This is a genomic window from Nocardia sp. NPDC052566 (assembly GCF_044547285.1).
Lineage (GTDB): Bacteria > Actinomycetota > Actinomycetes > Mycobacteriales > Mycobacteriaceae > Nocardia.
Genome location: NZ_JBIUAF010000003.1, coordinates 189382 through 201483 on the forward strand (window position 1 = coordinate 189382; position 12102 = coordinate 201483).

Annotated in this window: 13 protein-coding genes; 6 read left to right on the forward strand and 7 right to left on the reverse strand. The window is 67.5% G+C overall.

What is annotated here, in order from left to right:
- Positions 1 to 44 precede the first annotated feature (44 nt).
- Entirely contained in the window at positions 45 to 734 is a 690-nt protein-coding gene (locus ACIG5A_RS15015) for a hypothetical protein (RefSeq protein WP_397240791.1), read from the reverse strand.
- A 721-nt stretch (positions 735 to 1455) separates the two neighbouring features.
- A complete protein-coding gene (locus tag ACIG5A_RS15020; protein WP_397240792.1) occupies positions 1456 to 2418 on the reverse strand; it encodes a metallophosphoesterase in 963 nt (320 codons plus the stop codon).
- Between the two features lie 123 nt (positions 2419 to 2541).
- On the opposite strand from ACIG5A_RS15020, the gene ACIG5A_RS15025 reads away from it, so the two are divergent.
- On the forward strand, positions 2542 to 3006 hold the full coding sequence (locus ACIG5A_RS15025) for a GatB/YqeY domain-containing protein (protein WP_397240793.1): 465 nt from the start codon (positions 2542 to 2544) through the stop codon (positions 3004 to 3006).
- Between the two features lie 81 nt (positions 3007 to 3087).
- Here ACIG5A_RS15025 and ACIG5A_RS15030 read toward each other — a convergent pair whose 3' ends face one another.
- Positions 3088 to 5454 (reverse strand): penicillin-binding protein, encoded by a 2367-nt coding sequence (locus ACIG5A_RS15030; RefSeq protein ID WP_397240794.1) that lies wholly within the window; start codon positions 5452 to 5454, stop codon positions 3088 to 3090.
- 369 nt (positions 5455 to 5823) lie between these two features.
- Here ACIG5A_RS15030 and ACIG5A_RS15035 point away from each other — a divergent pair, with 369 nt between their 5' ends.
- Positions 5824 to 6147 (forward strand): WhiB family transcriptional regulator, encoded by a 324-nt coding sequence (locus ACIG5A_RS15035; RefSeq protein ID WP_397240795.1) that lies wholly within the window; start codon positions 5824 to 5826, stop codon positions 6145 to 6147.
- Positions 6148 to 6255: 108 nt separating this feature from the next.
- Here ACIG5A_RS15035 and ACIG5A_RS15040 read toward each other — a convergent pair whose 3' ends face one another.
- Positions 6256 to 7374: an ArsA family ATPase gene (locus ACIG5A_RS15040; RefSeq protein ID WP_397240796.1), complete on the reverse strand. Its 1119-nt coding sequence runs from the start codon at positions 7372 to 7374 to the stop codon at positions 6256 to 6258.
- Between the two features lie 2 nt (positions 7375 to 7376).
- Entirely contained in the window at positions 7377 to 8396 is a 1020-nt protein-coding gene (locus ACIG5A_RS15045; protein ID WP_397241764.1) for an ArsA family ATPase, read from the reverse strand.
- Positions 8397 to 8545: 149 nt separating this feature from the next.
- Here ACIG5A_RS15045 and ACIG5A_RS15050 point away from each other — a divergent pair, with 149 nt between their 5' ends.
- The 3 genes from ACIG5A_RS15050 to ACIG5A_RS15060 are packed head-to-tail and all read left to right on the forward strand — an operon-like array spanning position 8546 to position 10023.
- A complete protein-coding gene (locus tag ACIG5A_RS15050; RefSeq protein WP_397240797.1) occupies positions 8546 to 8707 on the forward strand; it encodes a hypothetical protein in 162 nt (53 codons plus the stop codon).
- A gap of 15 nt (positions 8708 to 8722) precedes the next feature.
- Positions 8723 to 9181, forward strand: coding sequence for a RidA family protein (locus ACIG5A_RS15055; protein ID WP_397240798.1), 459 nt, complete (start codon positions 8723 to 8725; stop codon positions 9179 to 9181).
- 44 nt (positions 9182 to 9225) lie between these two features.
- Positions 9226 to 10023, forward strand: a complete 798-nt coding sequence (locus ACIG5A_RS15060; protein ID WP_397240799.1) for an MBL fold metallo-hydrolase — start codon at positions 9226 to 9228, stop codon at positions 10021 to 10023.
- Between the two features lie 74 nt (positions 10024 to 10097).
- Here the strand turns inward: ACIG5A_RS15060 and ACIG5A_RS15065 are convergent, their stop codons facing one another.
- Positions 10098 to 10772 (reverse strand): Crp/Fnr family transcriptional regulator, encoded by a 675-nt coding sequence (locus ACIG5A_RS15065; RefSeq protein WP_011206875.1) that lies wholly within the window; start codon positions 10770 to 10772, stop codon positions 10098 to 10100.
- Positions 10773 to 10927: 155 nt separating this feature from the next.
- The gene (locus tag ACIG5A_RS15070; RefSeq protein WP_397240800.1) at positions 10928 to 11170 is read right to left on the reverse strand and encodes a hypothetical protein; all 243 of its coding nucleotides are present in this window, start codon (positions 11168 to 11170) and stop codon (positions 10928 to 10930) included.
- Between the two features lie 244 nt (positions 11171 to 11414).
- Here ACIG5A_RS15070 and nth point away from each other — a divergent pair, with 244 nt between their 5' ends.
- Complete coding sequence (gene nth / locus ACIG5A_RS15075) at positions 11415 to 12095, forward strand: endonuclease III (RefSeq protein WP_397241766.1); 681 nt, start codon at positions 11415 to 11417, stop codon at positions 12093 to 12095.
- Positions 12096 to 12102 lie beyond the last annotated feature (7 nt).

Sequence of the window (12102 nt, forward strand, 5' to 3'; positions counted from 1 at the left end):
TAGCTTACAACAGGGAGGGGTCAGACATTAAACCGGCTGGTCAGCTAGCTTTCGTGCGGGCGAATGCTGGTGAATATGCGCTTGGCGGCGGCCGCGTCGAGCGCGTCGGGCACGCCGGTGTCCGCGGCGATCACCATGACGAAGCTGCCCTTCTCGCCGTCGGTGGGCATGGCGAAGGTGAAGATCGAGTACTGCGTCGCGCAGCCCGGCTTCGCCTTGGCGACCGTGCCCGTGGTCTCCACGAACATCCCGTGCTGGACGCCGTCGATCGAGCTGAGCGGCTGGGGCGTGCCGACGGTGCCACCGGTGTTGTCGGAGTAGGCCAGCTTGGCCGACCTGATGCCGAGATCCGTTGCGGCCTGTGTGGGATCGGTGTCGTCGGTGCCGGTGAGCAGGGCGATGGTGCGGGTCGAGCCGGGGCAGTAGCCCTTGCCGTCGATCGCGTAGCCCTTGCCGATGATGCCGTTGGGCGCGGGGCCGAGCCTGCCGTCGTTGATGACCGTCCACCCTGCCGGTACGTCATAGGCCGCGCCGACCTCGCGCGAGACGACGACCTGATAGCCGGGGACGACCGGGGTTTCGTTCGAGCGCGCGGGAGTGGTCGGGCTCGGCTTGGCCGAGGTGCTGCGCTCGGGCGATTTGGCGCTGGTCGACAGCGCACTGACCAGCGAAGCGTCATCCTTCTTCGCCGAGGTCGCCGGTTCCGAGTCGCTCAGCGCCACCGTGGTCACCACGACCCCGACAGTCAGCGCCAGCCCGACTCCGATACCGCCCAGCAAGAGCCCCCTGCGCCGCTTCTCACGCGGCGGAGGGCCGAACGACGGCTGCGCGGCGGGGGCGTCCTGATACTGCGCAGGAGTGGGCGGATAGACCCCATTGTTCTGCCACGACGTCCCGGCGCTCGGCTGCCATTGCGCCGAACCCGGCTGCCCCGCAGCCGAACCCGATTGCCCGGCCGGCGAAGTGTGTTGCGTGATCGCCGAACCCGGTTGCGTGGATGCCGAGGCCGGGTGAGCTGATGGCGAATCGGGTTGCGCCGGTACCGATTGCGTTGGCACTCGTGGACTCAGATCCGGTCGCCACGCTGCGCTGGGTGCCTGCTGAGTCGGCAGCGCTACGGGCGGCGCCGGTGTGGCCGCAGGTTGCGCCGGTGCCGCCGCGGGCGGAGTGGGTGCCGTAGCGTCCTGTGGCGCGGCAGCGCCGGATGCGGGCTGCCACTGCAGGACTGGATTCGGTTGCGCCTGGCCGTGTTGCCACGGCGGCGGAACCGGGTCGCCGAATGCGCTGTGCGCCTGCCCCTCCGGCGCCTGACCCGCTGCGGTCTGCGCTCCTTCGGTGCCGGATTGTCCAGCGGTGCCGGATTGTGCTGTGCCGTAAGGCTGTTGCTGGTTCGGATCGCCGAATCCGCTACTCACAGTTGTCTACCCCTGCCTGACCGACGTCTAGGCAGGGACCCTAGCGGGCGACGGCCTCCGATGCCGACACGCCCTGGCCGGACTCGGCGGCCGGGCGCTTCGGCGGCGCGGCGACCAGCGTCAACAGCGTGGCCTCCGGACGGCAGCAGAAACGGTAGGGCGCCCACGGCGAGGTGCCGAGACCGGCGGACACGTGCAGCTGGGTGTGCTCACCCCACCGCGACGGGCCCTTCACCCGGGAACGGTCGATACCGCAGTTGGTGACGAGCGCGCCGTAGCCGGGCAGGCACAGCTGGCCGCCGTGCGTGTGGCCCGCCATCACCAGGTCGTAGCCGTCCTCGGCGAAGCGGTCGAGCACCCGCGGCTCGGGCGAGTGGGTCAGGCCGATGCGCAGCTGCGCCAACGGATTCGGTGCGCCCGCGATGGTGTCGTAGCGGTCGCGCTGCAGGTGCGGATCGTCGACGCCGGCGGTCGCGATGCGGATGCCCGCCACCTCGAGGTCGCGGCGCACGTGGGTCAGATCGAGCCAGCCGCGCTCGGTGAAGGCCGCGCGCAGATCCTTCCACGGCAGCGGAGCGCCGTAGACGCGGCGGTGATCCTTCTTGAAGTATTTGGCCGGGTTCTTCGGCACCGGTGCGAAGTAGTCGTTGCTGCCGAAAACGAAAAGGCCCGGGCGGGAAAGTAATCCGCCCAGGGCCTGGACCACCGCGGGCACCGCCTTCAGGTGCGAGAGGTTGTCGCCGGTGTTGACGACCAGATCCGGCTCCAGCCGATCCAGCTCACGCAGCCACTGCTGCTTGAGCTTCTGGCCCGGCATCATGTGCAGATCGCTGATGTGTAGTACCCGTAGCGACGATGACCCCGGCGGCAGCACCGGCATGGTCGTCTCACGCAGGACGAAGGCGTTGCGTTCGATCAGCGAGGCGTAGCCGATACCGGCCACCGCCGCCCCGGCGGCTCCCAACGCGGTTGCTCGGACAGCGGAGGTCGAGATAACGGGCATTTGCCCAGCATAGGTGACCCCGGCGAGGATCGCCGAGTGTGTTTCCGCACAAGGGCGACCTAATTCGGGCGTCAGCGCATAATGTGGTGGGCCGCCTGCTGCGGACCGGCTACCGTGAGGCACATGTCGGAACTCAAATCGCAGCTGCGCACGGATATGACCGCCGCGATGAAGGCCAAGGACACGCTGCGGCTGTCCACGTTGCGGATGCTGCTCGCCGCCATCCAGAATGCCGAGGTCGCGGGTCCGCAGGCCAAGGAGCTCTCCGATGCCGAGGTGATCGTGGTCCTGCAGAAGGAGGCGAAGAAGCGCAGCGAGTCGGCCGAGGTGTACACCCAGGCGGGCCGCGGCGAACTCGCCGCCAACGAGCACGCCGAGGCGCGCATCATCGACGAGTACCTGCCCACTCAGCTGACCGACGCGGAGGTGGCCGATGTCGCCGACACCGCGATCGCGCAGGTCGCCGAAGATCTCGGCGAGCGGCCGGGCATGCGGCAGATGGGCCAGGTCATGAAGATCGCGACCGCGCTCGCCGAGGGCAAGGCCGACGGCTCGCGCATCTCCGCCGCCGTGAAAGCCCGGCTGTAACCGTCTCTAGAACCTCCTTTGAACAAACGAAAGCCCGCGGCCTCAGGCTGCGGGCTTTCGTTTGTCAGGGATCCGGTGGACTTACCGAGGGATCGGAATCGGGATGGGGATGGGTGGCAACCGCGGCGGCGGTGGCAGGCCCGGAATCCCCGGCGGCGGTGGCGGGCCCGGCGGTGGCGCGGCGACCTGGGTGCCGTCGCTGATGTAGATGGTGATCACCGAACCGGGGATCGCCGACCCGTTCGGCGCGGTACCCATCACCGTGCCCTTGGGGTGGGATCCGGCGCTGTTCACCGGCGTCACCTGGAAGCCCGCGCCGACCAGCGCCGAGGTGGCTTCGCTCTGGGTCAGGCCGACGACGTCGGGCACCTGCGCGTTGTTCGAGCCGCGCACGTACTTGTCGTCCAGCGGCGGCAGCGCGGGCGGCGGGAACCGGTCGACCACCGGCTTGACCGCGTTGAACCAGGTGCGTGCCGGTTCGTTACCGCCGAACAGGTTGCCGTCACCGCAGTTCCGCAGCGGGAACGAGCAGATCTCGCCGGGCGTCGGGCTGTCGCCGTAGATGTAGGCGGCGGCCGCGAGCGAGTTGGTGAAACCGAGGAAGGCCGAGGAGCGGTGGCTTTCGGTGGTTCCCGTCTTGCCGGACATCGGGAAGTGCCAGCCGGTGGCCGCGGCGGCGCCCGCGGCGGTGCCGCTGGTGTCGTCCTTGCTCATCGCGTTGGCGAGCGTGTTGGCCAGGCCGGGCTCGACCACCTGCTCGCAGGCCTGCTGGGTGAGCGGCACCGGCTTACCCGAGCGGTCGATGACCTCCTTGATCGGCGACGGTGGGCACCAGCGCCCGCCGGAGCCGAGCGTCGCCGCCACATTGGACAGCTCGAGCGGGTTGATCGCGACCGGACCGAGGGTGAACGAACCGAGGTTCTGTTCCTTGATCATGTCGGCGAGGCTCTGGTTGCCGTGGCCCGAGGTGCCCGCCTCGGTGTAGGAGCGCATGCCGAGCCGGATCGCCATATCGACGGTCGGCGTGACGCCGACGGCCTGGATCAGCTTGACGAACGCGGTGTTCGGCGAGGTGGCCAGCGCCTCGGTCACCGACATCGGCGACTTGTAGTTGCCCGCGTTCTGCACGCAGTAGGTGGCGGGCGGGCAGCCGCGCGCACCGCCGTTGCCGAGGCCCTTGGCCTCGAAGCGGCCGGGCACGTCGAGCTGGGCGTTGATGCCGAGGCCCTTCTCCATGGCCGCGGCGGTGGTGAAGATCTTGAAGATGGAGCCCGCGCCGTCGCCGACCATCGAATACGGCTGCGGCTGCACGGTTTCGTTGGCGTCGCGGTTGAGGCCGTAGGTGCGGCTACTCGCCATCGCGACGACCGGATGCGAGTCCTGTCCGGGCGCGACCACCGACATCACCTGGGCGATGTCGTCGAGGCCGGGATTGGCCGCGTCGGTCACCGACCGCTTCACCGCGTCCTGCACCGCGGGATCGAGGGTGGTGCGGATCAGGTAGCCGCCCTTGTCGATCTGCTCGCGGCTGATGCCTGCGTTGGCCAGGTACTGCAGCGCGTAGTCGCAGAAGAAGCCGCGATCGTTGGCCGCGATGCAGCCGCGCGGCAGGCCCTTGGGCTGCGGCAGCACGCCGAGCGGCTCCGCCTTGGCCTTGCGGAACTCCTCGGCGCGACTGGGGATGTTCTGGATCATGGTGTCCAGGACGGTGTTGCGGCGCAGCATCACGCCTTCGGGGTTGGTGTAGGGGTTGAGCTTGGAGCTCGACTGCACCATGCCCGCGAGCATCGTCGACTGCGAGAGGTTCAGGTCGGCGGCGTCGACGCCGAAGTAGGTCTGCGCGGCGTCCTGGATGCCGTAGGAGGAGTTGCCGAACGGCACCAGATTCAGATACCTGGTGAGGATCTCGTCCTTGGTCAGCTCTTTGTCCAGGGTGAGCGCCATCCGGATCTCACGGATCTTGCGCGCGGGGGTGGTCTCGATGGCGGCGCGGCGCTCCGCGTCGGTCTTGGCCACCACGAGCAGCTGGTAGTTCTTCACATACTGCTGGTCGAGGGTCGACGCGCCCTGCTGGACTTCGCCGGACGAGGTGTTGGTCAGGAACGCGCGTAGCGTGCCCTGCCAGTCGACACCAGCGTGTTCGGTGAAGCGCCTGTCCTCGATCGAGATGATCGCCAGCTTCATGTCGTTGGAGATCTTGTCGCTGGGGACTTCGAACCGGCGCTGCTCGTACAACCAGGCAATCGGATTCCCTGCTGCGTCGACCATCGTCGAGACGGCGGGCACGGTGCCCTCCACCAACTCCGCGGAGACATTGTCGACGGCGTCGGCGGCGCGGTTGGAGACGAATCCGAAACCGCCTGCGAGCGGGAACAACAACCCGGCGACGAGCACGGCGGCGAGCGCGATGCTGCCGGCCAGCCTCGCGAGCGTATGTGTGATCGGCACGATGTCCAGCCTACGGGGTGAGGTTTCGGCTCTCTCTGGTGCGTTTGATCGTCGGCGCGAACTCGCTTTTCGCAACCATGAATCGGCGTGTCGCCGCTCTGTGTTTGGCGTGTCGCGAGGAGGGCGTTCCGTGTGTCGGCCGGACCGCCCGGTTCTCGTCCGATTTTGCAGGGACGGACGTACCAAAAATTCCGGGGACGGTCTTGCGCAATCGCCATACCTTTACCTAGATTGAGAACCCAGTGTGATAGAGCTAACACTCAAAGTGGAATGTGGTGCAGTTCGCAGCGGGGTTTGGGTTGCTGCGAGCCGACACGCGATTCTGGAGCGCCGTTGACCCGGTGTTCGGACTGCAAAGGGGCACACCAAATGCACATGACAACCCCCATCGCTCGATTGGACGTAGAGCAGGCCGAAGCAAGGATCGCCTGGGTAGCCCAGGCCCGATGCAAGGAAGTGGATCCCGATCAACTCTTCGTCCGTGGCGCTGCTCAGCGCAAAGCGGCGACGATCTGCAGGCACTGCCCAGTGTTGATGCAGTGTGGAGCCGACGCTCTCGACAATCGAGTGGAGTTCGGCGTGTGGGGCGGTATGACCGAAAGGCAGCGTCGTGCGCTGCTGAAGCAGCATCCGGAGGTGACATCCTGGGCCGATTTCTTCCAGGCTCAGCGCCATCATCAGGTGGCGATCTAGTCCTTTGTCGGACAACGGAACCGGGCCCGCGACGCGGGCCCGGTTCCGTTTCGGTTATAGCGAAAGCACTTCAGTACCAAGCGGGTGCTTTCGTCGATCGGGTGCCGATCAGGCGCCCGCCAACTGGGCGCCGACCGCCCGCAGCGCCTCGAGATCGGACACCTCGAACGGCAGCGCGGTCACCGCGGCGATCGGCACCCTCGGGTGCGCGCCGGTGAAGCGGTGCAGGAGATGCTGTTCGCGTTTCGCGGTGGCGACCCGCTGCGCGTGGATGCGCAACACCGCCGAGGTCAGCGGATTCGCTTCGGCCAGTTGGTCGGCCGCCGTCAGCGCGTTCTCCGCAGGCAGCGAGCTGAGCACCGGGTGGGTCCGGTTCAGCACCAGTCCGGCCAGCGGCATCCGCTCGGTGGAGAGCCGGTCGACGAAGAACGACGCCTCGCGCAGCGCATCCGGTTCGGCCGCCGCGACGACGAGGAAGTGCGTGCCCGGCTTGGACAGCATCGCGTAGGTGCGATCGGCCCGATCCTGGAAACCGCCGAACAGCGATTCCAGCGACTGCAGGAAGTTCGACGCGTCCTTGAGCATCTGCCCGCCGACGACGGTGGACACACCGCGTAGCGCCAGGCTCATCGCGCCGGTGACGAACCGGCCGACGCCGCGCCCCGGCGCCATGATCACCCGGATCATCCTGCCGTTCAAGAAGTTTCCGAGCCGCTTCGGCGCGTCGAGGAAGTCGAGTGCGTTGCGCGAGGGCGGGGTGTCGACCACGATCAGGTCCCACTCCCGGCGGTTCGCGAGCTGGCCGAGCTTCTCCATCGCCATGTATTCCTGCGTGCCGCCGAAGGAGGACGCGACCGTCTGATAGATCGGGTTGGCGAAGATCTGCTCGGCCTTGTCCGGGCTGGTGTGCTCGAGCACCATGTCGTCGAAGGTGCGCCGCATGTTCAGCATCATCGCGTGCAGCTCGCCCTTGGCCTCCGGGCCGAGCGGGACCCGCTGCGGGCTGTTGTCCAGATCGGCGACGCCGAGTGACTGGGCCAGTCGCCGCGCCGGGTCGATGGTGAGCACGACCACCTTGCGGCCCTGCTCGGCCGCGCGCAGCGCGATCGCGGCGGCGGTGGTCGTCTTGCCGACGCCGCCGGAGCCGCAGCAGACGACCACCCGTGCGGTGCGGTCGGCGATGATGGTCGAAATATCTAGCGGCGCAACGGTGCTGGGGGTTGTCATAGTCAGCGGACTCCCTGTGCGCTCAATTTTTCGGCGAGCTCGTACAGGCCGCCCAGATCCATACCGTCGGGAAGTGCGGGCAGGTAGAGCTGCGGTACATCGACCTTCGCGAGCTCGGCCGCGCTCTCGTCCTGCGCGACCAGCGTCGCCGAATCCTCGACGGCCTCGCTGACGATGCCCTGGAAATCCTTGTCCGACAGGGTGATCCCCGCCTCCGCCAGACCGGCCCGCAGCGTGTCGGTGTCGATGTCGCCCACCGCGGCCCGGTTGCGCAGCTCGGCGGGCAGCCTGCCCTCGCTCGCACGGTTCACGATCACCGTGCCGATGCGCAGATCATTGGCGGCGAGTTCGGCGACCGCGTCGGCCGTCTCCTGCACCGGCAGCGCCTCCAGCAGGGTGACCAGGTGGATCATCGTCTGATCCGAATGCAGCAGCTTGGAGACGCCCTCCGCCTGCGAGGCGATCGGGCCGCCCTTGGCGATCTCGCCCATCGCCTGGGTGACATCGAGGAAGCTGGCGATCCGGCCGGTCGGCGGTGCGTCGACCACGATTTCGTCGTAGACCGGCTTACCGGCCTTGTCCACCCGGACCACGCACTCCTTGATCTTGCCCGTCACGATGACATCGCGCAGGCCGGGTGCGATGGTGGTGACGAATTCGATGGCGCCCATCCGGCGCATCGCCCGGCCCGCGAAGCCGAGGTTGTAGAACATGTCGAGGTATTCGAGGAAGGCGTGCTCGATATCGAGCGCGAGCGCGACCACTTCGCCGCCGCCGTCGGCGGCGGCGATCCTGGTCTCGGTCGGCGGCAGCGGCGGCAGATCGAACAGCTGGGCAATCGACTGCCTGCTCTCCACCTCGACCAGCAGCACCCGGCGCCCGCCCGCGGCCAGCGCGAGCGCGAGAGCCGCGGCGACCGTTGACTTTCCGGTTCCGCCCTTACCGGAGACGTAATGCAACCGAGCTTTTTCGGCGCGCTCCGGCCATCCGGTGTCCAGTCCCGGATCCGCCGAAACCGGCACTGCTGTTGGTACTCCCACGATCGCGAGCCTATAACTCGTTCACAGATCGCGCCCGAGGGATAGCCTGTTCTCCCTGCTCGCGTGTACCAGACAGTGTCGTGAGACTGGTCACTCGGACGCCGTCCCGCGCCCTCTATAAGCTCAGCACCATGAGTGATGTGACCACGTGGGAGTACGCGACCGTGCCGCTGCTGACGCACGCGACCAAGCAGATTCTGGACCAGTGGGGCGCCGACGGCTGGGAGTTGGTGACGGTGCTGCCCGGCCCGACGGGTGAGCAGCACGTCGCCTACCTCAAGCGCCCGAAGTAAGAAAGGGATCCCGAGATGACCGACTGGAAGAGCAATCTCGAACGACTCGGCGTGACCATCCCGCCGGTGGTGGCCCCTGTCGCCGCGTACACCCCCGCCATCAGGACCGGCTCGCTGGTCTACACCTCGGGCCAGCTCCCGTTCGTGGACGGCGCGCTGCCGGTGACCGGCAAGGTCGGCGCCGAGGTGACGGTGGAGCAGGCCAAGGAAGCCGCGCGCCTGTGCGCGGTCAACGCGCTGGCCGCGGTGCACGACCTGGTCGGGCTCGACGCGGTGGTGCGCATCGTCAAGGTGGTCGGATTCGTCGCCTCCGCACCGGGTTTCACCGATCAGCCGATCGTGATCAACGGCGCGTCGGAGTTCCTCGGCGAGGTCTTCGGTGACGCGGGCGTGCACGCGCGCTCGGCGGTCGGCGTCGCCGAACTGCCGAGGAACACCCCCGTCGAGGTCGAACTCATCGCCGAAGTGAGCTAGACAGGTTCTCAGGCAACGGCTTTCGATCGACTGGGGTTAACGCGATGACACTGACTCATCCGGCCTACGGGCAGCTACGACAGGTCACGGCGACGGCGGCGGTGCTGCTCGCGAACAATCCGGGGCAGATGACCCTGGAGGGCACCAACACCTGGATCCTGCGCGCGCCGGGCCGAGCGGAGTGTGTGGTCATCGATCCGGGTCCGAAGGACAAGGCGCACGGCGAGGAAATCGCCAGGGTCACCGACGGCAATATCGCGCTCACGCTGGTCACCCATCGTCACCATGATCACACCGGTGGCATCGATCGCCTCGTCCAGCTGACCGGAACTCCGGTGCGCGCGAAAGATCCGGCCTATCTGCGCGGTTCGGGCGAGGCGCTGACCGACGGCGAGGTGATCGAGGCCGCCGGGCTGACCATCACCGCGCTGGACACCCCTGGCCACACGGGTGATTCGGTCAGCTTCCTGCTCGAGGACGCCGTGCTCACCGGCGACACCATCCTCGGCAGCGGCACCACCGTGCTCGACTCCACCGACGGCACCCTCGCCGACTATCTGCGTTCGCTCGACCGCCTGGTCGAGGTGGGCGCGGGTAAGGCGCTGCTGCCCGCGCACGGCCCGGACCATCCCGATCTCGCACCGGTCGCGAAGTACTACATCGCGCACCGGCGCGAGCGCCTCGAGCAGGTGCGGCAGGCGCTGGCCGAGCTCGGACCGGACGCAGGCGCGATGGCGGTGGTACGCAAGGTCTACAAGGACGTCGACAAGCGGCTGTGGCCCGCCGCGCGCAGCTCGGTGCAGGCGCAGCTGGAGTACCTGCGCGCCGAAGCCGAGGCCTAGACCGAGCGGGAGAACACGAAACCCGCCGGATTCACCCAGGGGCGAATCCGGCGGGTTCTTCGTATATATCTGTGCTAGCGGGCGCGCCGAGCGAGACGCTCGGAGTCGGAGATGAGCACGCTCTTACCCTCGAGCCGCAGCCAGCCGCGGTGCGCGAAGTCGGCGAGCGCCTTGTTCACGGTTTCGCGGGAGGCGCCGACCAGCTGAGCGATCTCCTCCTGGGTCAGGTCGTGGGTGACCCGGAGGGCGCCCGCTTCCTGGGTGCCGAAACGCTGTGCGAGCTGCAGCAACGCCTTGGCGACCCGGCCGGGGACGTCGGTGAAGATCAGATCGGCCAGGTTGTTGTTGGTCCGGCGCAACCGGCGCGCGAGGACGCGGAGCAGTTGCTCGGCGATCTCGGGACGCTGATCGATCCAGGACTTGAGTGCGTCACGATCCATCGTGACGGCGCGGACCTCGGTCACCGTGGTGGCGGTCGAGGTACGCGGGCCCGGGTCGAAGATCGACAACTCGCCGAACATGTCCGACGGGCCCATGATGGTCAGCAGGTTCTCCCGGCCGTCCGGGGACCGTCGCCCGATCTTCACCTTGCCCGAGGTGATGATGTAGAGCCGGTCACCCGGCTCACCCTCGTTGAAGATGACATGTCCGCGCGGGAAGTCCACGGGCTGCAGCTGTTTGGCGAGAGCCGCCACCGCGGTGGGCTCAACGCCTTGGAAGATGCCTGCTCTGGCGAGGGCCTCGTCCACGAATGTGCTCCTTATGGGATATGGCTCTGTCCTGGACCGAAGCGATTCGGCCGACAGTGCAGTCTACGCGGCATGGTGGTCGCATAGTGACAGACACCACGTAAAGAGTGGATTGCGTGGCGCAGCGTTAAACCGTACCAGTGTCCGGAAACTCCTCAGCTTGCGCGTGCCACATCCAGTTCTTCGCCGCGGGACCGGCGCTTGCGCATCCGGGCCACGGCCGCGGGCAGACCGAGCTTCGTCAGCTCCTTCACCTCGGCGTTGCTCGCCTTGTCCAGGTACAACTGAACCTCTTCATCGGGTTCGAGAAGTTTGCGGAGCCGATTCTCGACCCGCTCCATGCCCAGTGCGAACAGCATCAACACCACTGGGAAGAGCACCACAGCGAGTCCTTGCATGTCGAGCAGTAAACACGGTCTAGGTCTCAGATGGAACACGGCAACCGAACTGACAGGACAACGTTGCCCGCCGGTTCCGTATGGTGGACGGGTGCGTGTCACCCCTGCAACCGCCGCCGTCAGCGCGTCTTCGCCTGCCGAAGCGGTGACCGATGCGCAGCCGCCCGCTGCCGCGCCGCGCAAACGTAAATCCCGCGGCCGACAGGCGGAAACTCAGCTCGGACTTGTCCGAAGGGCCCGCCGGATGTACCGGACGCTGACCGTCGAATTCCCGGACGCGCATTGCGAGCTGAACTTCACCACACCGCTCGAATTGGCGGTCGCGACAATTCTTTCCGCGCAGTGCACCGACGAGCGGGTGAACCTCACCACGCCCGCGCTGTTCGCGCGCTATCGCGATGCGCGCGCCTACGCCGAGGCGGACCGCGTCGAGCTGGAGGAATACATCCGCCCGACCGGTTTCTACCGCAACAAGACCACCTCGCTGATCGGCCTCGGGCAGGCACTGCTCGAGCGCTACGACGGTGAATTGCCTCACACCCTCGACGAATTGGTGACGCTGCCAGGCATCGGCCGCAAGACGGCCAACGTCATCCTCGGCAACGCCTTCGATGTGCCGGGTATCACCGTCGACACCCATTTCGGGCGGCTGGTGCGGCGCTGGCAGTGGACCGCCGAGGAAGATCCGGTGAAGGTCGAGCACATCGTCGGCGCGCTCATCGAGCGCAAGGAGTGGACGATGCTGTCGCACCGGGTGATCTTCCACGGGCGCCGAGTGTGCCATGCGCGCAAACCCGCCTGCGGCGCCTGCCTGCTCGCCGCCGACTGCCCTTCGTTCGGCGCGGGGCCGACCGATCCGGAAATCGCCGCCAAGCTGGTGAAGGGACCCGAGGCGCCGCATCTGCTGGAGCTGGTGGGCAGGTGAGGCGGTT